General features: G+C 56.9%; 21 protein-coding genes and 4 tRNA genes. 8 read left to right on the top strand and 17 right to left on the bottom strand.

Translation table 11 applies throughout. The annotated features are described in order from the left end of the window. Positions 1-26: 26 nt before the first annotated feature. From yigB to pdxR, 6 genes are all read right to left on the bottom strand, one after another. Positions 27-743: a 5-amino-6-(5-phospho-D-ribitylamino)uracil phosphatase YigB gene (yigB, locus tag KCG39_RS19590; protein ID WP_004127464.1), complete on the bottom strand. Its 717-nt coding sequence runs from the start codon at positions 741-743 to the stop codon at positions 27-29. Beyond that, positions 743-1,645, bottom strand: coding sequence for a tyrosine recombinase XerC (gene xerC / locus KCG39_RS19585; protein WP_004127462.1), 903 nt, complete (start codon positions 1,643-1,645; stop codon positions 743-745). Before xerC ends, yigB begins: the two co-directional genes overlap by 1 nt. Then, complete coding sequence (locus KCG39_RS19580) at positions 1,642-2,349, bottom strand: DUF484 domain-containing protein (RefSeq protein ID WP_004127460.1); 708 nt, start codon at positions 2,347-2,349, stop codon at positions 1,642-1,644. The genes xerC and KCG39_RS19580 overlap by 4 nt, the downstream gene beginning before the upstream one ends. Further along, the gene (gene dapF, locus KCG39_RS19575) at positions 2,346-3,170 is read right to left on the bottom strand and encodes a diaminopimelate epimerase (RefSeq protein WP_004127458.1); all 825 of its coding nucleotides are present in this window, start codon (positions 3,168-3,170) and stop codon (positions 2,346-2,348) included. Before dapF ends, KCG39_RS19580 begins: the two co-directional genes overlap by 4 nt. 25 nt (positions 3,171-3,195) lie before the next feature. Beyond that, entirely contained in the window at positions 3,196-3,399 is a 204-nt protein-coding gene (gene lptM, locus KCG39_RS19570) for an LPS translocon maturation chaperone LptM (protein ID WP_024360622.1), read from the bottom strand. Between the two features lie 149 nt (positions 3,400-3,548). Beyond that, positions 3,549-5,024, bottom strand: coding sequence for a MocR-like pyridoxine biosynthesis transcription factor PdxR (gene pdxR / locus KCG39_RS19565; RefSeq protein WP_032741999.1), 1,476 nt, complete (start codon positions 5,022-5,024; stop codon positions 3,549-3,551). A 132-nt stretch (positions 5,025-5,156) separates the two neighbouring features. Here pdxR and KCG39_RS19560 point away from each other — a divergent pair, with 132 nt between their 5' ends. The 4 genes from KCG39_RS19560 to cyaY all read left to right on the top strand — a co-directional run bounded on the left by KCG39_RS19560 (position 5,157) and on the right by cyaY (position 10,718). Next, on the top strand, positions 5,157-6,803 hold the full coding sequence (locus KCG39_RS19560; protein WP_004127450.1) for an amidohydrolase: 1,647 nt from the start codon (positions 5,157-5,159) through the stop codon (positions 6,801-6,803). Between the two features lie 203 nt (positions 6,804-7,006). Further along, a complete protein-coding gene (locus KCG39_RS19555; RefSeq protein ID WP_004127447.1) occupies positions 7,007-8,683 on the top strand; it encodes an MFS transporter in 1,677 nt (558 codons plus the stop codon). A gap of 86 nt (positions 8,684-8,769) precedes the next feature. Continuing rightward, on the top strand, positions 8,770-10,353 hold the full coding sequence (locus KCG39_RS19550) for an MFS transporter (RefSeq protein WP_142467947.1): 1,584 nt from the start codon (positions 8,770-8,772) through the stop codon (positions 10,351-10,353). Positions 10,354-10,397: 44 nt separating this feature from the next. Further along, positions 10,398-10,718 (top strand): iron donor protein CyaY, encoded by a 321-nt coding sequence (cyaY, locus tag KCG39_RS19545; RefSeq protein WP_142467948.1) that lies wholly within the window; start codon positions 10,398-10,400, stop codon positions 10,716-10,718. 80 nt (positions 10,719-10,798) lie between these two features. Here cyaY and cyaA read toward each other — a convergent pair whose 3' ends face one another. Further along, a complete protein-coding gene (cyaA, locus tag KCG39_RS19540) occupies positions 10,799-13,348 on the bottom strand; it encodes a class I adenylate cyclase (RefSeq protein WP_211811449.1) in 2,550 nt (849 codons plus the stop codon). A 346-nt stretch (positions 13,349-13,694) separates the two neighbouring features. Here cyaA and hemC point away from each other — a divergent pair, with 346 nt between their 5' ends. The 4 genes from hemC to hemY are packed head-to-tail and all read left to right on the top strand — an operon-like array spanning position 13,695 to position 17,785. Continuing rightward, positions 13,695-14,636: a hydroxymethylbilane synthase gene (hemC, locus tag KCG39_RS19535; RefSeq protein WP_032741995.1), complete on the top strand. Its 942-nt coding sequence runs from the start codon at positions 13,695-13,697 to the stop codon at positions 14,634-14,636. After that, on the top strand, positions 14,633-15,373 hold the full coding sequence (gene hemD, locus KCG39_RS19530) for a uroporphyrinogen-III synthase (RefSeq protein ID WP_049114611.1): 741 nt from the start codon (positions 14,633-14,635) through the stop codon (positions 15,371-15,373). Before hemC ends, hemD begins: the two co-directional genes overlap by 4 nt. A gap of 21 nt (positions 15,374-15,394) precedes the next feature. Next, a complete protein-coding gene (gene hemX, locus KCG39_RS19525; RefSeq protein ID WP_049114610.1) occupies positions 15,395-16,585 on the top strand; it encodes a uroporphyrinogen-III C-methyltransferase in 1,191 nt (396 codons plus the stop codon). Positions 16,586-16,588: 3 nt separating this feature from the next. After that, entirely contained in the window at positions 16,589-17,785 is a 1,197-nt protein-coding gene (hemY, locus tag KCG39_RS19520) for a protoheme IX biogenesis protein HemY (RefSeq protein WP_004127430.1), read from the top strand. Positions 17,786-18,377: 592 nt separating this feature from the next. On the opposite strand, the gene KCG39_RS19515 is transcribed toward hemY, so the two are convergent. From KCG39_RS19515 to rffA, 10 genes are all read right to left on the bottom strand, one after another. Then, a tRNA-Pro gene (locus tag KCG39_RS19515) sits at positions 18,378-18,454 on the bottom strand. A 45-nt stretch (positions 18,455-18,499) separates the two neighbouring features. Then, a tRNA-Leu gene (locus tag KCG39_RS19510) sits at positions 18,500-18,586 on the bottom strand. A gap of 22 nt (positions 18,587-18,608) precedes the next feature. Further along, a tRNA-His gene (locus KCG39_RS19505) sits at positions 18,609-18,684 on the bottom strand. A 55-nt stretch (positions 18,685-18,739) separates the two neighbouring features. Next, positions 18,740-18,816 (bottom strand) — tRNA-Arg (locus tag KCG39_RS19500). A 102-nt stretch (positions 18,817-18,918) separates the two neighbouring features. Beyond that, positions 18,919-20,304 carry a bifunctional threonine/serine APC transporter ThrP gene (gene thrP, locus KCG39_RS19495; protein WP_004127426.1) on the bottom strand — a complete coding sequence of 462 codons (1,386 nt, stop codon included), beginning with the start codon at positions 20,302-20,304 and terminating at the stop codon, positions 18,919-18,921. A gap of 240 nt (positions 20,305-20,544) precedes the next feature. Next, positions 20,545-21,285: a lipopolysaccharide N-acetylmannosaminouronosyltransferase gene (gene wecG / locus KCG39_RS19490; RefSeq protein WP_004127424.1), complete on the bottom strand. Its 741-nt coding sequence runs from the start codon at positions 21,283-21,285 to the stop codon at positions 20,545-20,547. A gap of 11 nt (positions 21,286-21,296) precedes the next feature. Beyond that, the gene (wzyE, locus tag KCG39_RS19485) at positions 21,297-22,643 is read right to left on the bottom strand and encodes an ECA oligosaccharide polymerase (RefSeq protein ID WP_004127421.1); all 1,347 of its coding nucleotides are present in this window, start codon (positions 22,641-22,643) and stop codon (positions 21,297-21,299) included. Next, positions 22,624-23,718: a TDP-N-acetylfucosamine:lipid II N-acetylfucosaminyltransferase gene (locus KCG39_RS19480; protein ID WP_123828597.1), complete on the bottom strand. Its 1,095-nt coding sequence runs from the start codon at positions 23,716-23,718 to the stop codon at positions 22,624-22,626. The genes wzyE and KCG39_RS19480 overlap by 20 nt, the downstream gene beginning before the upstream one ends. Continuing rightward, positions 23,715-24,965, bottom strand: coding sequence for a lipid III flippase WzxE (gene wzxE / locus KCG39_RS19475; protein WP_142467949.1), 1,251 nt, complete (start codon positions 24,963-24,965; stop codon positions 23,715-23,717). Before wzxE ends, KCG39_RS19480 begins: the two co-directional genes overlap by 4 nt. 1 nt (position 24,966) lies before the next feature. Further along, positions 24,967-26,097: a dTDP-4-amino-4,6-dideoxygalactose transaminase gene (gene rffA / locus KCG39_RS19470; RefSeq protein ID WP_049115424.1), complete on the bottom strand. Its 1,131-nt coding sequence runs from the start codon at positions 26,095-26,097 to the stop codon at positions 24,967-24,969. Between the last annotated feature and the right edge of the window lies 1 nt (position 26,098).

Genomic DNA, 26,098 nt, shown 5'->3' with positions numbered 1-26,098 from the left:
GTTAATTTATACAGAACTACTGACGATTATATCAGCGAGGTCAGAGATGCCAACCGTGAAATTTCGATGTGCGGCAGCAGACGGCTGTCGGCGGTGCGCATCAGGTCTGCGCCCTGCGGTTTGATCCAACAGGCCTGCATGCCGCAGCGAATGGAGCCCGCCACGTCGGTCGTCAGATCGTCACCAACGTGCAGAATCTGCGCCAGCGGCAGCGCCAACCGCTCTGCCGCCAGATGATACATATCGGCAAAAGGTTTAGAACGCCCGTCCGGACCGGCGCGCAGCACGAAACGGAAGTAGTCGCTCAGGCCAAAAAGTTCCGGCCGGGCATTGCCGTTGGTAATGGCCACCAGCGGCCATTTTTCCGCCAGCTTCGCCAGCGTATCGTGCGTCTCTTGCGGGACGTCGATCAGGCTGCGCCAGTGGGCGAAGTTGGCCATCGCTTCATCCGCCCCCGTTTTCGCCAGCGCCGCAGAAAGCCCGGCGTTGATCATCCCCAGCTCCAGCGCGCGGCGGCGCCACTCGGTGACATCGTGGTAAATTTCCGGCTCAGAGGCCAGCAGCGTCTGGCGCAGCCGGTTGAGTTCGCTGGCGTCAAATTGACTCAGCGACGGATGGTAGCTGCGCACAAAACTCAGCGACTCATGCAGCGTTCGGTCAATCACCGGGCGGTTGTCATAAAGGGTATCGTCCAGGTCAAATGTCAGTGCTGAAATCTGGCCAAGAGGTCGGTAAAAACGCATTATTTCCCCCGTTTGGCGCGCGGATGCGCCGCATCGTACACCGACGCAAGGTGTTGAAAATCAAGATGGGTATAAATTTGAGTGGTGGACAGATTCGCATGACCCAGCAGCTCCTGCACCCCGCGCAGATCGCCGCTCGACTCCAGCATATGGGTCGCGAAGGAGTGGCGCAGCTTATGCGGATGCACGTGGCTGTTGAGGCCCTGCTTAATGCCCCATTCGGCAAAGCGCTTTTGCACGTTACGCGCGGAAATTCGCTTGCCCAGTTTCGATAAGAACAGGGCGTCTTCATCAGCGCCGAACAGGCCGCGCAGGTCGAGCCAGTGCTCAATCCACACCACCGCGTTGCGGCCAATCGGCAGGCGGCGCTCTTTGCTGCCTTTGCCCATCACCCACACCTCGCCGGATTCCAGATCGAGGTGCTTAATGTCGAGATTCACCAGCTCCGAGAGACGCAGCCCCGCGCCGTACATCACTTCCAGCATCGCCCTGTCGCGTACCGCCAGCGGATCGTTGAGATCGATATCCAGCAGTCGGTTAACGTCGTCGACGTCGATATTTTTCGGTAAATGGCGCGGTGTTTTCGGCGCCGAAATCCCCTTTGCCGGATTGGCCGCCAGTTCGCCCTGGCTCACCAGCCAGTCAAAGAAGCTGCGTAAGGCGGAGAGGCGTAAAGCCAGGCTGGCTGGACCCAGTCCCTGACGACGGCTGCGTACCGCCAGGTTACGGACCTGGGCGGCATCGCATTGCTGCCAGCTTTTCAGCCCGGCGTTTTCCGCCAGCGCGATAAGCGTCTCCAGCTGACGGCGGTAGTTCAGCAGCGTTATTGGACTCAACTGACGCTCGACGCCGAGATAGCGTAAAAAGCGCTCTACGGAAGGCAACAGCGGTGAGGCGGTCATGCGCGCTCGATCCAGCGCTCCAGCAATCCCGGGAGCATCGACGCAATTTCCTGCAAAAGCTGCGTTCCCTGGCCTTGTTGATAGTGCTGAGGGTCGCGACTGCTGAACAGCATCACGCCGGGCGCTTCATCTCCCCCCAGCAGCGACATCGCCACCGAACCCACGGCTTTTGCTTCCGGCAGCACCACCAGCAGTTCCGGACCGTTCAATGGGCCAAGATAGTGGCGCTGCTGGCCAAGCCGCTGGATGCGTATGGGCTCAAACGCCTGACGGCTTATCGCCAGATGGGTGAATTTAGAGGGCGCGCCGAGCCGCCAGCTGTCGGGAAACAGGCGCACCGTCGCGCCCGCCAGCCCCAGCTCGCGCGCCCAGCGATGAAAGCGGTTGAGCATTTCATCAAGGCTATCGGCCGCCGCCAGCCGCGTTTGGAGATCAAACAGGCGCTGAAACAGGCTTTCGTTCGCCGTCGCCTGGGCCATCAGCAGCGACATATTCTCTTCCAGCACGTTGATATGATTCCGCGCCCGCGCCATATGCCATTCCACCAGCGAGACCGAACCACGTACCGGATGCGGAACCGACATGTGCTCCACCAGCGCCGCATTACGAATAAAGAATTCAGGATGTTGCAACAGATAGTCCACCACTGCGCGATCGTTCAGCTCGCTGGCGAGTTCCTGCTGTTCTTCCCCGACTTGTTTCATAAATGAATAAATCCGTCATAGACATGTGCCGCCGGGCCAGTCATATACAGCGGTTGGCCCGGACCTTTCCAGGCGATATCAAGACGCCCGCCGGGTAATTCCACGCGGACCTCCTCGCCCAGTAAACCCTGCTGGATACCTACTGCCGCCGCCGCACAGGCGCCGCTGCCGCAGGCCTGCGTTTCACCCGCGCCGCGTTCATACACGCGCAGACGAATATGGGAGCGGCTGACCACCTGCATAAAGCCGATGTTCGCTCGCTCCGGGAAGCGCTCGTGGTTTTCCATCACCGGACCGAGCGTTTCCACCGTCGCGGTTTCCACATCATCGACCTGAATAACGCAGTGCGGATTACCCATCGATACCACGCCGCACAATACTGTCTGTTCGGCGGCGCGCATGATATAGGTCTTTTCCGCTTTGTTCGCGCGAAACGGCACCTGCGACGGTTCGAAGTTCGGCTCGCCCATATTCACGCGCACCAAATCGTCTTCCGTCACGCTTAATACCATACGGCCATTTGACGTACTCACGCGAATGTCACGTTTATTGGTCAGGCCTTTCAGGCGCACAAAGCGGGCGAAACAGCGCGCGCCATTGCCGCATTGCGCCACTTCGCTACCGTCTGCATTGAAGATGCGATAGTGGAAATCGAGCTCTGGATCGTAGGGCGGCTCAACCACCAGCAGCTGATCGAAGCCCACACCAAGATGCCGATCCGCCAGACGGCGAATCAGTTCCGGGGAGAAAAAAACATTCTGAGTTACCGCGTCAACGACCATAAAGTCATTGCCAAGGCCATGCATCTTAGAGAACTGCATCATCTACTCCAGCAGCGCGGAACTGTCAGTAATTCACCTGGGTCGGACCACCGCTATCGCCGCGATCGTTACGATCCGGCGTAGAGCTCTGGATACCGCTATCAACCGGTTTAGTCGGCGGAGGCGCCGTTTTATCCGCTGGCGGGAAATAAAGCGGCCCTTTCAGACCACAGCCGGTCAGGCTGAGGACCGCTAATAAAACGGCAAGCGCTGGGAAAACGTTTTTCATGGATAGTTGCCCGTAATTCATTCTTTCTGCTTTCTATCATCGCAGGAGAAGGCGTAAAAGCAAGCGTTTAGGACAGCTTTATGAAATCAGAAAAGCGCCGTTCCACCAGAGTTACCGCGCAAAAGCGTTGATGGATATGCTCTGGTGATTCATTTTAGCGGAGCTCGCTTCCAGCATTTCTTTAACACCTGTATCGACTGCACAATATCCGCTTCCATTACGCCGGCAAATCCCAGCACCACGCCGTAATGATGGCGGCTTTCAGGCGTACCGGGGATCCACAGCGCGCTCAGCGGGGTAATTTCAACACCTGCCGCCAGGGCCTGGCTAACGAGACGGTTTTCGGTTTCAGCATCCTCCAGCGTAATCGCCGCATGTAGTCCCGAGGCGACTTCCGGCATCACGCCAATATGGCTCAGATGCTGATTCCACTCGGCCAGCAGCAGGTCGCGGCGGCTTTTACTGATTCTGCGCATTCGGCGGATATGGGGCTGGAAATGGCCTTCCGAAATAAAGCTCGCCATCACCTGCTGGTCGTTCATTGGCGGCTGGCGGGTGGATAGCGTGCGCAGCAGGTTCAGCGGTTCCACCAGCGGTTGCGGAACCACCATGTAGCCCAGGCGTAGCGCGGGATACATCACTTTGGAAAACGAACCGATATAAATCACCCGATGGCGGTTATCCAGCGCGGCGAGCGGCATCAGCGGCGTACCGTTATAGCGATACTCGCCGTCGTAATCATCCTCCATAATCCACGCCTGATGCTTTCTGGCCCACTCCAGCAGCGCCATTCGCCGCGATAGCGACAGCGTCGCGCCCGTCGGGTACTGGCATGACGGGCTTACGTAGACCATCCTGGCGTCGGGATAATCCGTCAACTGCGCCGCCTGAAGCCCCTCATCATCAACGTTAATCGCTTTAATATTCAAACCAAGGCAGGAGAATACGCCCGCCGCTGCCCAGTGGCAGGGGTTTTCCATAATGACGTCCTGCCCGGCGCGCAGCAGCAGCGCGGAACACAGCATAATCGCCTGCTGTGCGCCAAGGGTAATAATCACCTGGGCCGGGTCGCACTTCAGGCCGCGCGAGGTGTGCAGATAGCTGGCGATAAGCTCGCGCAGCTGTAGATCTCCCGCCGGTACGCCGTAGCCCATTTGCGCGATGGGTCGCCGCCGCCAGAAGCGGTTTTGCAAACGCGACCAGGTATCAAACGGGAAATGGTCAATCGCGGGCATACCGATGCGAAAAGCCTTCGGCGGGCCGTCGTGAACAAAATGGCGATTAAACCGCGCCGTCAGCGGCAGGCGCGAGTCTACGCGTAAGGCAGGAAATTCAGGCACTTCAGGGCCTTCTTCAACCTCCTGCCCGCGGTAACGTATATAGGTGCCGTCGCCCTGGCGGGTTTCAATCAAATCGTCGGCATATAAGCGCTCGTAGACCGAAACTACCGTATTGCGAGACACCCCCAGCAGCCGCGCCAGCTCACGGGTCGCGGGTAGCTTTGCCCCGTGAAGACCGGGCGTATTCATCATCTTCTCTCTCAGGGCGCGATAAAGCTGCTCGCTACGCTTTCTGCCAGCATCCAGCTTTATTCCCGTTAAATCAAAAGGCAGAGCAACCGACAAATTGGCACCTTAATATCGTGGGTTTTTGGTCCTGTTATACATCCAATATGACAATTAGCATAGGCGCATTAATACTCATGATGAAAGCGATGCCTTTCATCGCTCTCTGAACCCTGAATGATTGAGCCTACTATGTCAGCATCAGAAATCACGATTTTTGCCGCAAAAAAAATCATTACGATGTGTCCGAACCGCCCGGAAACCACCCATGTCGCGGTGCGCGGCGACCGTATTTTAGGTACCGGCACGCTTGAAGAACTCACCGGCTTCGGCGAATACCAGCTGGACGAGACCTTTGCCGACAAAGTGTTAATGCCCGGCCTGATTGAAGCCCACTCCCACGTCACCGGCGGCGGCATGTGGCAGTTCCCCTATGTGGGTTACTACGATCGCCCGGACCATACCGGTAAAATCTGGCAAGGCTGCCGCTCATTCGACGACGTCGTCAGCGCGCTGCAGGCGGTTGAACGTGAGATGACCGATCCACACGCGCCGCTGATCGCATGGGGCGTCGATCCTATTTATTTCGGCAGCGAAAAGCTGGGACGCGAACATCTGGACCGTGTCTCAACCACCCGTCCGGTCGCCGTTATCCATATGAGCATTCACCTGATGGGCGCCAATACCGCTGCGCTGCACGACTGCGGAATATTTGACGACTGCCAGATTGAAGGGGTGGTGAAAAATCAGGACGGTACGCTGCACGGTGAGCTGGTGGAATTCGCCGCCATGGGGCCAATCCTGAATAAATATGGTTTCTGGGACGAGCTCACCACCGAAATCGCCATCGCCAATTTTGGCCAGGAAGCGTTTCGCGCAGGCTGCACCAGCGCTGCCGATATGGGCCTGACCGACTTCAGCAACCCCGAGCTGATGACCAACTATATCCGCATGACCCGTGAAGAGGATTTCCCGATTCGCCTGCTGGTAGCCTACGGTCCTCCGTTCGTGAAGAAACCCTTCCAGGAAGCGCTGGATTTCGCGCCGGACGTGATGCGTCACGGGCACGAAAAAATGCACTTCGGCCCGATGAAAATCTTCCTCGATGGTTCTATCCAGGGCGGTTCAGGAAGAATGCTGGAGCCCTTCTATTATCTCGATGGTCACAACGGCGCGTGGAACGCTACACCGGAAGAGGTGGAGCAGCAGGTCTACGACATTATGTCCCGCGGCTACCAGGTTCACTGCCACTGTAACGGCGACGAGGCTTCGGAAGCGTTCATTAAAGCCGTCGAGAAAACCCTGAATCGTATTCCGGCAGTTAACCACCGCGCGGTAATGCAGCACGCGCAAATGCTGCGTGAAGACCAGTTCAAACGCATCAAAGAAATGGGGATGTGCGTGAACTTTTTCAGCAATCACGTCTATTACTGGGGCGATCAGCACTACAGCAAAACCATGGGCCCGGAGCGCGCGATGCGTATGGATGCCTGCGGCAGCGCAGTGCGTCACGGTATTCCTTTCGCCTTCCACAGCGATTGCGGTATCACCCCCATCAACCCGCTGTTCACCGGCTGGTGCGCGGTTAACCGTCTGACGGCATCCGGGCGCGTGCTGGGCGAAGCGGAGAAAATCTCCGTCGATCAAGCACTGCACGCGATGACACTCGGCGCAGCGTGGACCATGAAAATGGATCATCTGATCGGCAGCATCGAATGCGGTAAATACGCCGACTTCACCGTGCTGGAAGAGGATCCGCAGGCCATCGAGCCGATTCAGCTCAAAGATGTGAAGGTCTGGGGCACCGTGCTGGGCGGTAAGAAACAGCAAATCCAGTAATCCTGTTGCGAACATTATCCACCCGGCGTCGTCGTCGGGCGGATAGCTATTACACAAAATCATTCACGTTGCATCAAGGCGGCAACTAAGAGAGTCCCCTGCGCTTACGACAGTAAGTGACTGGGGTAAACGCAGGCAGCCAACACAGAGGCAGCTTGAAGGATGATGTGTAGATTGCCTGAAATTAACTACAGAACACTATCATGACGACAAATTCAGTAATTAACTCTCCCGGCATGTCGCGCAACGCGGCCGCCGATACGGCGATGAAATGGTTGCCGCTTCTGGTACTGTGCCTCGCCCAGCTCTCGACATCCGGCGATAATGCCACGCTGAGCATCGCTACCGGCGCGTTGGTCAGCGACCTGCACGCCTCAATGGATCTCATCAGCATCGCCAACGCGATGTACTCGCTGGCCGCGGGGTCTCTGATGGTCGCCGCCGGAATGGCCGGGCTTATCGTGGGCTGGAAGAAAACCTTCCGCATCGGCTGCGCGCTGCTGTTTCTCGCCGAACTGACCGCTTATTTCTCACCGAACATGCTGGTCTTCACCTACGGCGCCCGTCTGCTTTCCGGTATTGGCGGAAGCTTTATGATCCCGTCGGTGCTGGGGCTTATCGCCAGTAACTACAAAGGCCGCCAGCAGGCGATCGCCTTTGGCGCTATCGGCGCAGCTAGCGGCGTCTCCTTCGCCGCCGGCCCGTTGATTTGCGGCCTGCTGGTTGACCACCTCGGCTGGCGCGCCGCGTTTGCCGCTATCGCCGGCCTGTGCATCGTCATCTTCAGCGGCTCCTTCCTGGTCCCTACGCCGGCAAAACCTGAACGCAAAGTGGTGTTCGATCTGCCCGGCGTCGTCCTGACCGTCATCGGCTTGTTCAGCGTGATCCTCGGCTTCCTGAAAGTATCAAGCTGGGGTCTGTTTACGCCGTTTAACGCGCCGTTCACCGTTATGGGCCTTAGCCCGGCGCCGTTCCTCGTCCTGTTTGGTCTGATCGTGCTGGCGATTATGCTGAAGTGGGAGCGCCATCGCGAAGCCACCACCGGCAGCGCGCTGATCCCGCTGTCGTTCCTCGCAACGCCGCAGGTGCGTAACGGTCTCTATCTGACGGCGTTTATCTTCCTCGCCTACGGTTCCGGTATTTTCGTGACCGTGAGCTTCGTGCAGGTAGTTGCCGGACTGAACGGTATTGAAACCGGCCTGCTCATTCTGCCGTTTGCGCTGGGCGTCGTGGTCTTTTCGCTGGGGCTGCCGATCGTCTGGAAAAACGCGAATCCGAAACGGATGTGCCAGAGCGCGCTGCTCATCGGCACGCTGGGCTCCGTGTTGTGCATCTTCGGCTTCGGCCCGTCTGATTTCAGCATGATCGTGCCGGTAGGGATGTGTCTGATTGGCGTCAGTATGGGCATCGTTTCCGCCTATTCCAGCTATATTGTTACCAGCGCCCTGCCGGCGCGCGATGCACAGCAGTCGGGCGGCGTGCAGGCGACTTCGCGTAACGTCGGCCAGGCAATCGGCGTGGCGGTTTGCGGTATGGTGATGCTGACGGCGATCACCATGACAGTGCAGGATATGGCGAGCCACGACGCTTCGCTGAGCCAGGATACACAGCAAAAAGTGGCGAATATCTCCGTCATTCCTTATCTCAGCGATACCGGCTTCTCAAAGCTAATGCTGGATCAAGGCGTGAATCAAAAGGATGTGACGGAACTCAACCAGGTCTATAAAACCGCCCGCCTGAAAGCTACGCGAGCGGGCATGGTCGCCACCGCGGTCATGACGCTGCTGTTTTTATTCGGGACGCGCAATCTCCCCGTCCGCGCCAAAGGGTCTGACGACGCAGCAGGAGAAGAACCGCGTGCTAAGAAGTCGAAAATCTGAGTTAAGATCAAAAGATAACTAACAATAACGCGCCCCTCCCGCGAGGAAGGGCGCGTTTTGTCGTTTCTATCAAAAAGGAACAATCTGTGACCACCAACCCTACACCGACAAACTGGTTACCTTTGATTGTCTTGTGCTGCGCACAGTTTCTGGCCTCCGCCGATAACGTGACGTTGAGTATCGCCACGCAGGCGCTAATGAACGACCTGCACGCGACGCTTGGACAGGTCAGTACGGCGAATACCATGTATCCGTTGATTGCGGGCACGTTTATGGTGGCGGGCGGAATGCTGGGGTGCATCTGGGGTTGGCGGATGCTGTTTCGCATCGGATGCCTGATTTTTATCCTCGCCGAAATCTGCGCCTTTTTTTCGCCATCGATCACGCTCTTCACCTGGGGCGCGCGTCTGACCGCCGGGATAGGCGGTAGCCTGATGATCCCCGCCGTTTTTGGCCTGATCTCTGCCCTGTATCAGCAGCGACGACGGGTTGCCGCTTTTGGCGCGCTTGGCGCCTCCAGCGGCATTTCATTCGCCTGCGGGCCCATTCTATGCGGATATTTACTGGACCACGTCGGCTGGCGCATCGCGTTTGCCTCGCTGGGCCTGCTGGCGCTGCTTATTCTCATCTGTTCTGTCATCATCCCGGCATCAGAAAACAAACGCGCCGCTATCCCCTTCGATACCCCGGGTTTCCTGTTAGGCACCCTGGGGCTGTTTCTGACCATTTTCGGCATTCTGCGCATCCCGGTCTGGGGACTGATTATGCCTTTCGACGCCGCAGTGAGCATTCTCGGCCTGAGCCCCGCCCCTTTCGTCATCCTGTGCGGCCTGATTGTGCTGGTGATGATGCTGCGCTGGGAACGTCATTTTGAAGCCGCCACCGGCCACGCTCTGCTGCCCGCGGTTTTCCTGAAAACCCGCCTGGTGCGCCACGGGCTCTATCTCACGGGTTGGATATTTTTTGCCTACAGTTCGGCTATTTTTACCGTGGTGAGTTTTGTGCAGATTGTTAAAAGCGTATCGGCGATGGAAACAGGGCTGCTGATACTCCCTTTTGCGATCTGTCTCGCCGCCTGTTCTCTGGGTTTACCGCTGCTCATTCAGCAGCGAAACCCTCGCCGCCAGTGCCAGATGGGGCTGGCTGCGGGAATCGCCGGCGCTCTGGTTGCCGCCGCGGCGCTGCACGTGACGGGATTTACCCCTGTACTGATGGCGTCAGGGCTCTGTTTAATCGGCGCGGGGATGGGCACCATCGCGACCAATGCCCCGATACTGGTCACCACGGGCGCAGGGAATCGGCACGCCGAACAGTCCGGCGGCGTTCAGGCCGCCTCGCGCGATATCGGGCAAGCATTAGGAATGGCGTTAATCAGTACCGTCATGCTAACGGTATTGACCTTCATGATGAAATATCAGGTACAGCACGATGTGGCAATCAGCCTGGCCGCCCGACAGGCCATCGGCCATCTCACGTTTATCCCGTGGACGAGCGATCGAACTTTTCATCAGCTTATCCAGACACAAAGCCTGGCGACCGATGATATTTATAGCATTCTGCAGCATTATCAACAGAGCCGGATGGAAAGCGCGCGCTATGGGCTGCTGGCGATGGCCATCGTGACGTCTCTACTGCTTATCCGCCTTCGCCATCTGCCGAAGTCATCGTAGATTGCGCTATACTGCCGCCACGATCAAAAAAGCGGGAAAGAACCATGAACGACAGTGAATTCCATCGCCTGGCCGATACCCTGTGGATGACCATCGAAGAGCGTCTCGACGACTGGGATGGCGACAGCGATATCGACTGTGAAATCAACGGCGGCGTGCTGACTATCAGCTTTGAAAACGGCAGCAAAATTATTATCAACCGCCAGGAGCCGCTGCACCAGGTATGGCTGGCGACAAAACAAGGCGGCTACCATTTCGACTTGAAAGGCGACGAGTGGGTATGCGACCGCAGCGGCGAAACGTTCTGGGATCTGCTGGAACAGGCGGCGACCGCGCAGGCCGGTGAAGTGGTGAGTTTTCGCTAAGCGCACGTGATTCGAGTTCCCCGGATTGCGGCTGGCGCCTTATCCGGGCTACATAACCCTATGCCGCACGCTACCCTTTCTCAGGAGTAGTGCTGCAGCATTGGCGACGTTGCGGCATCCTGACCGGCTGAAGCGGTGGCGGCGGCAATCACCTGGCTGCGGAACGGGATCACCTGTTCGCGACCGTCGACGTCGACGATTTGATAAAACTGCGGCAGGTTAAAGTTGATAAAGCTGGAGCCGTAGGTAAAGCGGTCATGCGATGAAGAGTAGAAGCGGCTGACGTCGCGCACCAGCTCCTCTTTGCTGCCCTCACAGTGGTGATACACCTCGGCGCGGTTGCTCTCATCAAGAATATAGATGTTAAATCCGTTATCGTTATCCGCATCTTCAAAGAAGAACTGAATGATCCCTTCGCTGGCAAAACCATCCACCACCTGCGGCAGCCTGACGTGGTTGGTCTCCACCTGCACCGACAGGCCGTGCAGTTTGTTATGCGAAATCGCGCCGTAGAATTCGATGGCGTTTTCCAGCTTCTGTACCGAGACGTTAAGGCGCTCGAAAAACAACCCCCAGGTCTGCCCGGATACGCGCAGCGCTTTAAAGCGGCCGGTATCCTGACGGGTGCTGGAGAGGCGTAGCTCAACGCATTCAGAAACCAGCTGCTGCACGCGAGTGCGGATCAGGCCGCGCAAATGCTGGCTATAGCAGAAGACCTCCACGCTATCCGGCGGCGCGGCGTCCTGATGCATCTTGCCGAGAATGGTTTTCAGCGCTTCGATCATCGCCTGCTCGCCGTTAAAATGCAGCGTTCGCACCTCGTTCCACGAGTTGCGGTACAGCAGATCGATGCTGCCAATCAGGCATTTTTGCTCTTCGCCGAAGCTAAAAACATCGAGCTTACGGAAGTCAAAATGCACCACCTGATTGCGGAAGGCCGCCGTCGGATCATATTCGAGGTTGACGATAATCGCCAGGTGGCGAATTTCGCACGGGCTATACAGCGCTTTCGGCGTCGGGGACGGCAGGCGCAACGGGAAGTGGTGCGCCACATCGGCCACCATCTCCTGCAGTTTAGCCAGATCGACGATGCCGTTGCCCTTAATAAACAGGCGAGTGCGTGACGTCAGCAGGCCGTTAAACCAGGCCCAGGCCACCAGCTTATTAAGATAACGGTTATATTCCAGCGGCTGGTGGCTGATGATCGACTCCATATCCGGCGCGCGGTTATAGACATACCAGCCGGTACGGTTGGCACGGCCGGGCGGCACATGGATAAAGGTCAGATTCGGCTCAGACAGATCCGGCGAAATTTGCGGGTTAACCAGGGTCACTTTCCCCGGCAGCGCTTCAAAGGCGGCGTACAGCTTACGCGTCAGCACGCCAATATCCTGCGGACTGGCGGAAACGCTCAGGTTGTTGCGACGCGCAAAGCGAATCAGGTTGCGATAGCTCTGCATCATCGCATCAAGCAGCTCGTTATGCGCTTTACGGACTTCGTCAATCTTCCAGTTGGCCCGGTTATCGAGCATCATCAGACGCTTTTCATCCCAGCCCCACTCTTTAACCAGGTGGCTGACGACTTCACGGCGCCAGCCGACGCAGGCACGCTCGCGGCTCAGCTTCTCGCACACTTTTAAATAGAAACATCGACGCACCAGATCGAGGCGCGTTTCATCCTCGATAGCCTGCAGATAGAGCGTGACGCGCTCCAGCATCATGCAGTAAGGGTCGAGGCCAAACGATACGATTTCACCGTCATGCAAGCGCTGCTTGATATCTTTCGCCAGCAGACGGTTGTTGGGGTACTCCCAGGAGTACGCTTCCAGCAGCAGCGTCTTCAGCACCGCTTTATAGGGCGAGTCGATGCTTTTATACAGCTGCCACAGGCTGGCGCCGAAGTACTCTTCCGCCGAGAGGGAGCTCAGGCCGCCGAGATCCAGCCATTCGTTCGGCGTCAGCACGCCCTGCGCGTAGAGGCTCATCACGTAATCATCGTAATGCTCTTCTTCCTCGCACGGCACCATATTCCACAGAATACGCTTCCCGGCAAGGCGCACCGCGGTGCGGTAAAACTCATCCAGTAGCAGGATATGTTGGGTCGAACCGCAGTCTTCACCGCCCAGGCTGCCGCTTTCGTTATGGCGGAAGCGGTTTTCGTCGATCAGGAAGAAGCTCACTTCAACACCCAGCGACGCAGCCCAGATTTCCAGCAGGCTGCATTTTCGCTGCAGCAGCTGGCGCTCTTCGCTATCCAGCCACGACTGATGGCAAACCCAGATATCAAGGTCGGAAGAACAGCTTTGCCCAACGGAAGAAGTACTGCCCATGGAGTAAAGGCCAGTGATGGGCAGCTCGCCTTTCGGCGGTTCCTGGGTCAGCATTCCACGATTGAGTTCAAGCTCGTCAAGGTAGTGGCGTTGGGTTTCATCAGGCGTGTAGAGGCAAATGCCACGGGGAACGTTACCGTCAAGGTAACCCGGCATCAGCGGGTGATGATAATGTAGTAATGTCGGCAGTAGACTGTAAACCTGCTGGAAAGCGGGTCCCATGGCAGCAAGGGCGCGATCCACGCGCAATTGGTTGATGGCATCCAGTCTCTGTTTCAGTGTCTCAATATAGAGGTACAAGACATATCGCCTGATGTTCAAAAACCCGACGTACAATAGTACGGAGAGTTTCAGTATTTCAACAAAAACCGTCACCATTCGTCGTCGGTGTGGTTGTGATGAGCTGCTGACTGACAAATGGTTTAAAACGTGATCAATCTAACACCTTGCGGATTGACCGTAAAGAAAGATGCGCTACATACAAGTGTAGCACCCTTTACTACGTGTAAATTCTTCACTACGTTTGCGGCAACCCGCAAACGCATGAAAGGCTAAAATGATGGCCGCGACCCTTACCCCCACAAAACTAACATCCCTAAGACAACAATGTTAGGATGGTTAGTGGTCGACTATGACGGTAACAAGCATGTTAGACAAAGTTTTGAGAATTGCCACACGGCAAAGCCCGCTTGCGCTATGGCAGGCACATTATGTGAAAGAGCGTCTGGAAGACTGTCATCCGGGGCTTTCTGTTGAACTGGTGCCGATGGTCACCCGCGGCGACGTGATCCTTGATACGCCCCTTGCAAAAGTGGGCGGCAAGGGTCTCTTTGTGAAAGAGTTAGAGCTGGCCATGCTGGAAGGCCGCGCCGATATTGCCGTCCATTCCATGAAAGACGTGCCGGTGGAATTTCCCGCTGGACTAGGGCTGGTGACCATTTGTGAACGAGAAGATCCGCGCGATGCGTTTGTCTCGAACCACTACGCTTCCATTGATGAACTGCCGCACGGCAGCGTCGTTGGCACATCAAGTTTACGTCGCCAGTGTCAGCTGGCCGCAGCGCGGCCGGATCTCACCATCCGCTCCCTGCGCGGCAACGTTGGCACTCGTTTAAGCAAGCTCGATAGCGGCGAGTACGACGCGATCATTCTTGCCGCCGCGGGGCTTAAGCGCCTGAACCTTGAAGCACGTATTCGTCAACCGCTGACGCCGGAGCAATCTCTGCCCGCCGTCGGCCAGGGCGCGGTCGGCATTGAGTGTCGCCTTGACGACGAATGGACCAAAGCGCTGCTGGCCCCACTGAACCATACGGAAACGGCCATACGCGTACGCGCTGAACGGGCGATGAACACCCGGCTTGAAGGCGGTTGCCAGGTGCCTATCGGTAGCTATGCCGAACTGATCGACGGTGAGCTATGGCTGCGCGCGCTGGTTGGCGCACCGGATGGCTCGCACACGGTACGCGGCGAGCGGCGCGGTCGTCCGGAAGATGCCGAAACGCTGGGTGTCTCCCTTGCCGAAGAACTTCTGGATAACGGCGCGCGCGACATTCTCGCCGTCGTTTACGCAGGAGAAGCGCCACGATGAGCATTCTGGTTACCCGTCCGCTGCCGCAAGGCGAAGAGTTAGTCAGCCGCCTGCGCGCGCTGGGACGCGTGGCCTGGAGCTTTCCGCTCATCGAGTTTACCCCGGGTCGACAGCTCCCTGAGCTGAGCGCCCAGTTGGCAAGCCTGGCGGCGGGCGATTTACTCTTCGCGCTATCACAGCATGCCGTTGAGTTTGCCCACGCTCGCCTCCAGCAGCAGGGGCTGCGCTGGCCCACGGCGCCCGACTATTTTGCCATTGGCCGCACCACCGCGCTGGCCCTGCATAAAGTCAGCAATCGACAAGTTCGCTACCCGTTAGATCGGGAAATCAGCGAAGTCTTGCTACAATTACCTGAATTACAAAACATTGCGGGGAAAAAAGCGCTCATCCTGCGCGGCAACGGCGGGCGAGAATTACTCGGCGACATGCTTCGCGAACGCGGTGCCGATGTCACTTTTTGTGAATGTTATCAACGTAGTGCGAGGCACTATGATGGCGCAGAAGAAGCAATGCGCTGGCAGTCCCGCGGGGTTTCAACGCTGGTCATTACCAGCGGCGAGATGCTGCAGCAGCTCTGGACGCTAATACCACAGTGGTATCGCGAACGTTGGCTCCTGAGCTGTCGCATTTTAGTTGTCAGTGAACGTCTGGCCGAACAGGCCAGGGAATTGGGCTGGCAGGATATCCAGGTTGCCGATAGCGCCGACAACGATGCGCTGCTACGCGCATTACAATAACTCTCAACATTGGAAGCCATAATGACGGAACAACAGAATCAATCCGCCGTGGTTGAAGAGACCAGGGAGGCCGTGGACACAACGCCACAGCCAGAAAATAACGTAGAAAAGAAAAACGGCGGCAGTAAAACCAGCCTCGCTCTGAGCGCCATAGCTATCGCTATCGCCCTCGCCGCTGGCATAGGTCTTTATGGCCTGACGAAGACCCAGGCGACCCGCCAGAGCGAAGCCAGCGCCGGGCTATCCAGCCAGATCGCCGCGCTGCAAAAAGCGCAGGAAAATCAAAAAAGCGAGCTTGAAAGCATCATTAAGCAGCAGACCGAGCAGCTGACGCAAGCGCAGCGTCAGCAGGATGCTCTGGCGAAGAAGCTGGAAGAAGTGCAGGAGAAGGTCGCGGTCATTTCCGGCAGCGACGCAAAAACCTGGCTGCTCGCGCAGGCTGATTTCCTCGTGAAACTGGCCGGACGTAAGCTGTGGGGCGATCAGGATGTGACGACCGCCGCCGCGCTGCTGAAAAGCGCCGACGCCAGCCTCGCCGACATGAACGATCCAAGCCTGATTAGCGCCCGTCGCGCCATCACCGACGATATCGCCTCGCTCTCCGCCGTAAGTCAGGTGGACTATGACGGTATCATTCTGAAGGTTAACCAGCTCGCCAACCAGATCGATAATTTACGCCTGGCGGACAATAACGACGATGACACCCCGATGGATTCCGATAGCGATGAGCTATCCAGCTCCATTAGCGAGTGGCGGGTAAACCTGCAAAAAAGCTGGCAGAACTTTATGGACAGCTTTATTACCGTTCGCCGCCGCGATGAGACCGCCGTACCGCTGCTGGCGCCAAACCAGGACGTCTACCTGCGCGAAAACATTCGCTCGCGTCTGCTGGTCGCGGCGCAGGCCGTTCCGCGCCATCAAGAAGAAACCTACAAACAGGCGCTGGATAACGTCTCAACCTGGGTTCGCGCCTACTACGATACTGAAGACGCCACCACTAAAGCCTTCCTTGAGGATGTGGATAAGCTCAGCCAGCAAAGCATCACCATGAACGTACCAGAGAGCCTGCAGAGCCAGGCGCTGCTTGAGAAACTGATGCAAACGCGGGTACGTAATCTGATGGCGCAGCCGGCTGAAACCCAGACCAGCGTCCCGGCTCCCGCGCCGGCACCTGCTGCCCACGCGCCAACGCCTGCGCCACAAGGAGAGTAACGCATGTTGAAAATTCTCTTACTCTTCGCGCTGCTGCTTGCCGGAATCGTTGTTGGCCCGATGATCGCCGGTCATCAGGGCTACGTCCTGATCCAGACCGATAACTACAACATTGAAACCAGCGTCACCGGGCTAGCGATCATCATGATCCTCACCATGGTGGTGCTGTTTGCCATTGAGTGGCTGCTGCGGCGCATTTTCCGCACCGGCGCCCATACCCGCGGCTGGTTCGTGGGCCGTAAACGTCGTCGCGCCCGTAAGCAAACTGAGCAGGCGCTGCTGAAGCTGGCGGAAGGCGACTATCAGCAGGTTGAGAAGCTGATGGCGAAAAATGCCGATCACGCTGAGCAGCCGGTTGTGAATTACCTGCTGGCGGCGGAAGCCGCGCAGCAGCGAGGGGATGAAGCCCGCGCCAACCAGCATCTGGAGCGCGCAACTGAGCTCGCCGGCGATGACCTGATTCCTGTCGAAATTACCCGCGTACGCCTGCAGTTGGCGCGTAATGAAAACCACGCCGCCCGCCACGGTATCGACAAGCTGCTGGAGATCACGCCACGTCATCCGGAGGTTCTGCGCCTAGCCGAGCAGGCCTACATTCGTACCGGAGCCTGGAATTCGCTGCTGGATATCATTCCGTCAATGGCGAAAGCCAACGTCAGCGATGAAGAGCACCGCGCCGAACTGGAACAGCTGGCGTGGATTGGTCTGATGGATAAAACCCTGGCCGACGGCGGCAGCGAAGGTTTGCGCGAATGGTGGAAAAACCAGAACCGTAAAACCCGCAGCCAGGTGGCGCTACAGGTGGCAATGGCGAATCGCCTTATCGAAAGCGACGACCATGATACCGCACAGCAGATTATTATTGATGGTCTGAAAAAGCACTACGACGACCGTCTGGTCATGCCGATCCCGCGGCTGAAAACCAATAATCCGGAACAGCTGGAAAAAGTGCTACGTCAGCAGATTAAAACGGTCGGCGACCGCCCGCTGCTGTGGAGTACGCTGGGACAATCGCTCATGCGCCACGGCGAGTGGCAGGAAGCCAGCATTGCGTTCCGCGCTGCGCTCAAGCAGCGCCCGGATGCGTTTGATTACGCGTGGCTGGCCGATACCCTCGACCGCCTGCATCAGCCGGAAGAAGCGGCGACGATGCGTCGCGACGGCCTGCTGTTAACCCTGCAAAACAACCCGCAGCAATAATGCGATTCTCGCCTCCGCCGGGGGCGAGAATATCTTCCCTTCCCGCCTGAACGCTTTCCGAGCCCTGAAAAGAAAAAAACGCCTGCTCTGAAACCAGGGCAGGCGTTAAAACAGGTCTGTTTGACAACAAATTGGGTGCTTCACTCAACGTAGTGTCCATGGTGTTTGATGAGGCTATATGCTTCATCCTTCACGCTGTCTCTTCGTTGGCTGCACACTCTCCCTAAATCACTTACCTTTGTAAGCGCCTGGGGATTCCCGTGCTGGCCGTCTCGACACATCATGAATGATTTAGCATATAAAATGCGACATCTGTCAGTGGACGATAAGCACCGTAAAACGGCTCTGCATCATTCCTGAGTTTATGAGGCGCTAAGGCGAACATAAGAGATGGAATGAGCATCTACCCGGTTATTATCGCACAGGATCTGTAGAATCTGTAGAAAATGCATCTACCCGAACAGGGAATTGGGACTATTCTGGAGAATAAATTGTAATGTGATTAGCGGAATATTGTTTTCGATATCAGGAAGATAAGATTTTTTTTGCAAAATCAAAAAACAAAAAACCCCGCCGAAGCGGGGTTCAAAATTGGTCGGCGAGAGAGGATTCGAACCTCCGACCCACTGGTCCCAAACCAGTTGCGCTACCAAGCTGCGCTACTCGCCGATGTACTGCTTTTTTGAATTTTTAGTTCAATTCTTTATAAAGTCGTGGTGCGAGGGGGGGGACTTGAACCCCCACGTCCGTAAGAACACTAACACCTGAAGCTAGCGCGTCTACCAATTCCGCCACCTTCGCAATATCACAACTTTCTAAATAATGGGGTGGCTAATGGGATTCGAACCCACGACAACTGGAATCACAATCCAGGGCTCTACCAACTGAGCTATAGCCACCACTGCAAATCTTTTACGCGGTATTGAAACCACCGCAGCTCCAGCACCGGGTAAATGGTGCGCCCGACAGGATTCGAACCTGAGACCTCTGCCTCCGGAGGGCAGCGCTCTATCCAGCTGAGCTACGGGCGCTTAGCGCCGTTGCGGGGTCGGATAATACGGACTTCCTACCCCGCTGTCTAGTGCCTTTTTAAAGAAAATTATCGTTTGCTCATGCTTTGTGCGTTTTGTTGCTTATTGCGCCACATTATCAACATTCCCGCGTCGACCAAGGCCAAATACCTTATAAATAAGCGTCACGGCGGCAAGGAAAATCATTCCGACAAAGAGCGACATACGCGTATCGTCGTTAAATCCCATCCCTATCAGTACGCAAACCAGGAACGCCATAGTCAAATAGTTTGCCCACGGGAACAGCAGCGAGCGAAACGGATGGCTGGCCATGGCTTCTTTATGCACAAGACGAAAACGCAGCTGGCTAATCAGAATCACAAACCACGGTACCATCCCCGGCAGCACGCTGGCGCTGTAGACGTAGACGAAAACCCGCTGTGGATTAGGGATAATGTAGTTCAGGCACGAACCGACCAGCAGAATCAGGATCGACAGCGCCACGCCCGCCGAGGGTACGCCGTTGCGCGAGACTTTGGCGATGGCCGCGGGCAGCTGGCGATTCCTTGCCAGCGCGTAGAGCATGCGTCCGCAGCTGTACATTCCGCTGTTACAGCCGGAAAGCGCCGCCGTGAGCACCACAAAGTTAATAATACCTGCCGCCGCGGTGATGCCGATTTTGGCAAAGGTCAGCACGAACGGACTGCCGTTGGAGCCAATCTGATCCCACGGGAAAATAGTGACGATAACGAAAATCGCCCCCACGTAGAAAATCAGGATTCGCCACAGCACTTTTCCTACCGCGCTGCGCAGCGTGACCTGCGGATTCTTCGCTTCACCGGCGGTAATGCCGATAAGCTCGACGCCCTGGTAGGAAGCGACCACGATACACAGCGCCGTCAGGAAGCCCTTCCAGCCGCCGGCGAAGAAGCCACCGTGCTCGGTGAGATTGCCAAAGCCAATAGCGTGCCCGCCGTTGCCAAAACCAAAGAAAATAACGCCCAGCCCCACCACAATCATCACAATAATGGTGGTGACCTTAATCATAGCGAACCAGAATTCAATTTCACCGTAGAGCCGTACCGCCGCCAGGTTCGCCAGCGCCACCAGCCCGACCGCAATCAGCGCCGGTATCCACTGGACCATATCCGGGAACCAGAACTGGACATAGACCCCAATAGCCGTAATTTCCGATATCCCGACCGCCATCCACATAAACCAGTAAGACCATGCGGTGAGATAGCCGAAAAACGGGCTCATATAGCGGTGGGCATAAACGGCGAACGAGCCGGTTACCGGTTCGAGGAACAACATTTCGCCCATCGAACGCATGATAAAGAAGACAAAGAGCCCGGCGATAATATACGCCAGCAGAACCGAAGGTCCGGCCCACTTAAGCGTACTTGCCGCGCCCATAAATAACCCCACGCCAATCGTGCCGCCAAGAGCGATTAGCTCAATGTGTCGCGCCTCCAGTCCCCGCTGAAGTTCCGCTTTTTTCTCAGTCATATAACCTCTTGTGTTTGCCCTGCTCCGGGTTTAAGCGCATCCCAACCAGGATGTGTCTATACCGGTTATTTTTATGAATGAATAAAATGGAATAGCCCTGCCTGCGCGACGGTCAACTGACCGTCGCGTTTTAAGCATGCGAATGGTTAATGAATTTGAGGGAAATGGCAAATAAAGTATCAGACGAGTGAATACATTACACAGAATACCCAGGTAAACCCGCCCGCTTGCAGTGGAATGTCACAGCTTATCGGTGTAATACCAGCGTAAATAACGCAGCAGGCGCGCCTGCCTTTTTATTCGGCTCGGCTGCGAAACCAGGCGATAGAACCACTCCAGACCCAGATCCTGCCAGAACTTCGGCGCCCGCTGCACGTGGCCGGTAAAGACATCGTAGGTGCCGCCCACGCCCATATACAGCGCCTGCGGATAAACGTCCCGACAGTCGCGCATCAGGATCTCCTGACGCGGCGAACCCATCGCCACCGTGACGATCTTCGCCCCGCTATCGCGGATTCGCTCAAAGAGTGCCTGACGCTGGTCAGCGGCAAAATAGCCATCCTGGCTTCCAACGATATTCACGTTCCAGCGCTGGCGAAGCTGCTGCTCCGTTTGCGCCAGCACCTCGGGCTTACCGCCGATCAGAAATACCGGCGTTCCCTGAGCGCCTGCGCGCGCCATTAGAGCTTCCCATAAATCAGCGCCGGCGACGCGCGACACCTGCGACTGAGGGTATTTTTTACGTAGTGAGCGTACTACGCTGATGCCGTCAGCATATTTGAATTCTGCGGCTTCAATCAGCGCCCGAACCTCGGGGCTGTCTTCTACCGCCAGCATCTTCTCTGCATTAATCGCCACCAGCGTCCCCGTACGGATCTCGCCGTCGGCGTACAGATAATCCAGAGCGTGTTGCATATCGCGCCAACCAATGAGTTGTAGCCCTCTCAGCAGATACAACGGCGCGGATGTGGTCTCAGTCATGTACACCCTTATCAGACTTGAGGTTGCGTCAGCGGTTTAGCCCGCTTATGAATCAGCCCCACGCTATCCAGGAACCAGTACAGCAGTTTTGCCGCCAGCAGGCAGATCCCAAAGATGACGAGGAAAAAAACCACGCGGGAACCGAATGAATCCAGCCCTTCACGCGCCAGCACGATCATGTTGAAGATAGCGCCAAAACAGAAACTGTGCAGGATCGCCGCTTTATAGCGGTTCGTCTCCCGGTTGCCAAGCTCGTACAGCCAGTCAAACCATTTAATGATCAGCCCAACCGCCACCGCGCCCAGCGGGACGAACCAGACGCCGCCCATCACCACCAGCGAGCCAATCAGGGTCGGCGAAATCGCCAGGCCAGAATGGTTATTCAGCACGTCCCAGGTGAAATAGTTCGCGGTATTGAGCACCATTGTCGGACGACCGTGCCACAACCAGCTGGGGATAAAGACGTAAAAATCCCGGATGATGGGCGCCAGCCCCTGGAACTCGATCTTGTCGTAGTTTTGCAGCAGCAGGGCCAGGTTTTCCCACGGCGAGAAAGTATCGCGGGTCAGATAGAGGAAAGTATAAAACGCCTCATCGCCGCTGACGTTCATGCCATAGCGCTTGAGGGCCAGCCAGAACATACCGACGATACCCAGCACGCCCGCCGCCGCCAGCATCCACAGGCTGATCCAGCCGCGAATGATGCCGATAAACAGGAAAATGGCAAAAGCGATGATAATGTTCGCCCGAGTGCCGCCAACGATGGCGTAGGTCAGCAGGCCAAAGGCGACGGTGCTAACGAGGAAGAATATCCACGCTTTATAATCCTGACGCAGAAAATAGACCACCAGCATTGCCGGGATGAAAAAGTAGAAGAAACGCTTTAGCGCCACGCCGGAGACTTCGCTGGAGAATATCTGGCTATAGGAGTTGAGTTTGAATAACAGGAATCCGTTATGCGCAAAGAAGATGCCGACGCAAAGCAGCGCCAGCCCGAGTAAAATGCCCCAGGTCAGATGGGTCTCCACGCGATTCATCGTAAACAGCGGACGATGCGGATGGCCGTGCGCCGCCGAGCGTAGCCGCGTTTTGTAGGTGGCGTAGTAAACCGCATAAAAACAGACGGAAACCAACAGAGTTTGCAGCAGAATTTCCGGCGGGGCGACCGCGACGTCAAAGCGGAACACCAGAATACTGGTCAGCGGGAAGCCAAAGAAAAAGGTCAGCAGAAACAACAGCGAGAAAAAGACGTTGAAGTTGAAGCGTACGCGACGAAATTCAAAGTACGTGGCGGTGGCGATAAAGAGCGTCGACAGCAGCCAGACCAGCAGCAGCCCGCTAAATTGCATTAATGTCATGCATCCCCCCCGCGGCAATCCGCAACGCGCGTCGCCAGCCCGTCAGATAATTCGGACGGAAGAAGGCGATCTGATTTTTATCCACACCGGCCAGCTGGCGCTGTGCTTCACGCACAACGCTCACGTCCAGCGCATCGCGGGTAAAGAGTACCGGAATATGCTGCTCCGACATATCCTGCCAGAAGGGATTATCCCGATTCAGCACGCAAGGGATGCCCGCCTGAATCAGCAGGCACAGCGTGCCGATACCCTGCTGACGGGCAAACAGGAAGTAGCCAAGATCGCAACGACGCAGCAGGGCCAGATAGTCATCAAACGCCAGCTTATCGCCCAGTACCTGAAGATGCTGCGGGCTGAACAGCGCCGCGCCGGCCGCGCGAACTTCATCGATATAGTCACTATTGTTGGCCGGATAGCCCATCGGCACGACGACATTGACCGTATCGCCGAACTGCTGATGAATCGCACGCAGCGCGGCGATGTGCTCATTGCTACGATCGCCGGAATTCCCCACCAGAATAGTCAGCGTGTCACCGCGCGGGGCGCTATCGGCGAGCGAATTCAGCGCCGGATCCATACGGGTCGGGAAGTAGAGCAGCTCACCCGGCACGCCCGAATGGCGGGCGGCGAACCAGCTCAGATCGCCGCGGGTAGCAAACACGCGCCCTACCCGGCCCTGCGCCATGCGCCGCAGGGGATAGAACAGACGAAACTTCAGGCTGGCGGAGTTCTCATACAGGTCCGCCCCCCAGATATGCCAGTTAAACTGCGCCGGGCGGATCCCGCCGCTGAGCAGCGCCAGCCACAGGCCGGTATTGAACTGGCCGTGAAAGAAAAAGCGCTGCTGCCGGTTCGCTTTTGCCAGCGCGATAACCGCCTGCGCCAGCGACTTTTTCCCCGGATAACAGCTGATGGAGAGCGCGGGATAGGCTGCGCGGATCCCTGTCTCCTCACCGACGACCATAAATATACGCGCCTGCTCGTCATCGACGGCCAGCTCATCATTAAAGAACCGCAGCACGGTCTGGTTGTGGTGCGGGATATCCGATCCCAGTACATGTATCAGTGCTGTCATGCCCGTTTACGCCAAAGTAAAAACACGCCGCTACAGAGAGCGAAATAAACAATATAGGTAGCCATATACGCCTGCGCCGCGCCGATTGCGCCATGCGCCGGGATAAGCCAGTGCGAGAATGCGGTCAACAGCGTGAACTGGCTGATTTCCGTCAGAATATAAAAACGTAGCGAGGCTTTGGCGATCACCAGATAGCCATAAACATAAGCCCCGACCTTTAACACATCGCCCACCAGCTGCCAGGCAAACAGATCGCGCATCGCCGTAAAACGGTCGGAAAAAAGTAGCCAGATAGCGAAATCACGCAGCAGCCACACTGTTAAGCTTGCTGCCGCCACCGCCGGGAGAACAAATTTTAACGATTTGCTAATCTCGCGGGTGATATCCGCTTTCGCCGTTAGCCGGGACAATGTCGGTAACAGATAAACGCTAAATGACGCGGTAATAAACTGCAGATAGGCGTCGGAGATGCTGCTCACCCCTTGCCAGATCCCCACCGCGTCCCAGCCATAGTCGGCCGCCAGCAGGTTACGCATCATCACATAGGCAACCGGCAGCGTCACCGAGGTAATCAGCGCCATCAGGGTAAATTTCGATAGTTGCCCCGCCAGGCCGTTGTCCCAGCGCGGGCACAGCGCGCTCAGCGGAATATTGCCGCGTCGCCACAGTACGAAGGCCGCCGGCACAACCACCAGCGCGGGCACCAGCGCCAGCCCCAACAATGCGCCCTGATAGCCGCCGAAACGGTAGCAGGCATAGTACGCCGCCACGCCAATCAGGCTCCCGGCGATAAGCGACAGCGCATTACCCGCCGCATCGCGAAAACCTTTCATCAGCGCTAACAAGAAATTCGCCCAGGCGATCCCCATCTGTACCAGGGCCACCAGCCGCACCAGGTTCTGGTAATGCTGATGGCCGAACAGCCCCTGGCTGATTGGCGCGGCCGCCAGCAGGAAGATCAGCGCCAACAGTGTAGAGAAACCCAGTACCATCGCCGAAGAGGTGCCAACGACGTTGTACAACTGCCGGCGATCGTCATGATGCTGGGCTACCAGCTTAGTGACGCCGTTAAATATCCCGGCCCCCGCCAGTACGCCAAGTACGGTCACCAGTTGGCGGAAGTTACCCGCCTGCCCCACCCCTGCCGGGCCGAACGACACGGCCAGCAGCTTAACCACCAGCAGACCGGCGCCGATTTTGACCAGCGTGGACGCCGCGGTCCACAGAGACGCTTTTGCCAGCGACATATCAGGAGAAATAGCTCAGCAGCGAGTTAATTACCGTGCGCTGGTTGACGTTCGACAGGTTGTAGAATAACGGCAGACGCAGCAGGCGTTCGCTCTCCTGAGTGGTGTAGCGATCCGTCCCGTGGAACTCGCCGAAGGTTTCCCCGGCCGGGCAGCTGTGCAGTGGGATATAGTGGAACACCGCCAGAATTTCCGCCTCTTTCAGCCAGGCGATCAGCTTGCTGCGATCGTCAATATCGCGCAGCTTGATATAGAACATGTGCGCATTTTGCCCGCAATCGGCAGGAACGATCGGCAGATCGATACGTCCAGCCCGCGCCAGCGGCAGCAGGGCATCATAGTAGTTCTGCCACAGCGCCAGGCGCTGCTGGTTAATCCGCTCCGCCGCTTCCAGCTGCGCCCACAGATAGGCGGCCTGTAAATCGGACATCAGATAGCTGGAGCCGATATCGCGCCAGGTATATTTATCCACCAGACCACGGAAAAACTGGCTGCGGTTGGTGCCTTTTTCACGAATAATCTCCGCGCGCTCGACCAGCTTGCGATCGTTAATCAGCGTCGCGCCACCTTCACCACCCGCGGTATAGTTTTTGGTTTCATGAAAGCTGAAGCAGCCAATATGGCCGATAGTACCGAGCGCCCGGCCTTTATAAGTCGACATCACGCCCTGCGCGGCATCCTCCACCACAAACAGATTATGCTTGCTGGCGATAGCCATAATAGTGTCCATCTCGCAGGCCACGCCGGCGTAGTGAACCGGCACAATCGCGCGGGTTTTCTCGGTAATGGCCGCTTCAATCAGCGTCTCATCGATATTCATGGTATCGCGACGAATATCAACGAAGACGATTTTCGCGCCGCGCAGCACAAAGGCGTTGGCGGTGGAGACGAAGGTGTAGCTCGGCATAATCACTTCATCGCCCGGCTGGATATCCAGCAGCAGCGCCGCCATCTCCAGCGAAGCGGTGCAGGACGGCGTCAGCAGCGCTTTCACGGTGCCGAAACGCTGCTCCATCCACTGCTGGCAGCGGCGGGTAAAACCGCCATCGCCGCACAGCTTGCCACTGCCCATCGCGGACTGCATATAATCAAGTTCGGTTCCCACCACCGGCGGCGCGTTAAATGGAATCATC

The sequence above is a fragment of the Klebsiella pasteurii genome (assembly GCF_018139045.1).
In the GTDB taxonomy this organism is placed as follows: Bacteria; Pseudomonadota; Gammaproteobacteria; order Enterobacterales; family Enterobacteriaceae; genus Klebsiella; species Klebsiella grimontii.
The sequence above is the reverse complement of the archived record's forward strand: the minus strand, read 5'-3'. Positions and strand labels throughout refer to the sequence as shown.

Bases quoted from the DNA above. Each gene is read 5' to 3' on its own strand.
- yigB (WP_004127464.1), bottom strand. From the start codon at position 743: ATGCGTTTTTACCGACCTCTTGGCCAGATTTCAGCACTGACATTTGAC.
- xerC (WP_004127462.1), bottom strand. From the start codon at position 1,645: ATGACCGCCTCACCGCTGTTGCCTTCCGTAGAGCGCTTTTTACGCTAT.
- KCG39_RS19580 (WP_004127460.1), bottom strand. From the start codon at position 2,349: ATGAAACAAGTCGGGGAAGAACAGCAGGAACTCGCCAGCGAGCTGAAC.
- dapF (WP_004127458.1), bottom strand. From the start codon at position 3,170: ATGCAGTTCTCTAAGATGCATGGCCTTGGCAATGACTTTATGGTCGTT.
- lptM (WP_024360622.1), bottom strand. From the start codon at position 3,399: ATGAAAAACGTTTTCCCAGCGCTTGCCGTTTTATTAGCGGTCCTCAGC.
- KCG39_RS19560 (WP_004127450.1), top strand. From the start codon at position 5,157: ATGTCAGCATCAGAAATCACGATTTTTGCCGCAAAAAAAATCATTACG.
- KCG39_RS19555 (WP_004127447.1), top strand. From the start codon at position 7,007: ATGACGACAAATTCAGTAATTAACTCTCCCGGCATGTCGCGCAACGCG.
- cyaY (WP_142467948.1), top strand. From the start codon at position 10,398: ATGAACGACAGTGAATTCCATCGCCTGGCCGATACCCTGTGGATGACC.
- hemC (WP_032741995.1), top strand. From the start codon at position 13,695: ATGTTAGACAAAGTTTTGAGAATTGCCACACGGCAAAGCCCGCTTGCG.
- hemD (WP_049114611.1), top strand. From the start codon at position 14,633: ATGAGCATTCTGGTTACCCGTCCGCTGCCGCAAGGCGAAGAGTTAGTC.
- hemX (WP_049114610.1), top strand. From the start codon at position 15,395: ATGACGGAACAACAGAATCAATCCGCCGTGGTTGAAGAGACCAGGGAG.
- hemY (WP_004127430.1), top strand. From the start codon at position 16,589: ATGTTGAAAATTCTCTTACTCTTCGCGCTGCTGCTTGCCGGAATCGTT.
- thrP (WP_004127426.1), bottom strand. From the start codon at position 20,304: ATGACTGAGAAAAAAGCGGAACTTCAGCGGGGACTGGAGGCGCGACAC.
- wecG (WP_004127424.1), bottom strand. From the start codon at position 21,285: ATGACTGAGACCACATCCGCGCCGTTGTATCTGCTGAGAGGGCTACAA.
- wzyE (WP_004127421.1), bottom strand. From the start codon at position 22,643: ATGACATTAATGCAATTTAGCGGGCTGCTGCTGGTCTGGCTGCTGTCG.
- KCG39_RS19480 (WP_123828597.1), bottom strand. From the start codon at position 23,718: ATGACAGCACTGATACATGTACTGGGATCGGATATCCCGCACCACAAC.
- wzxE (WP_142467949.1), bottom strand. From the start codon at position 24,965: ATGTCGCTGGCAAAAGCGTCTCTGTGGACCGCGGCGTCCACGCTGGTC.
- rffA (WP_049115424.1), bottom strand. From the start codon at position 26,097: ATGATTCCATTTAACGCGCCGCCGGTGGTGGGAACCGAACTTGATTAT.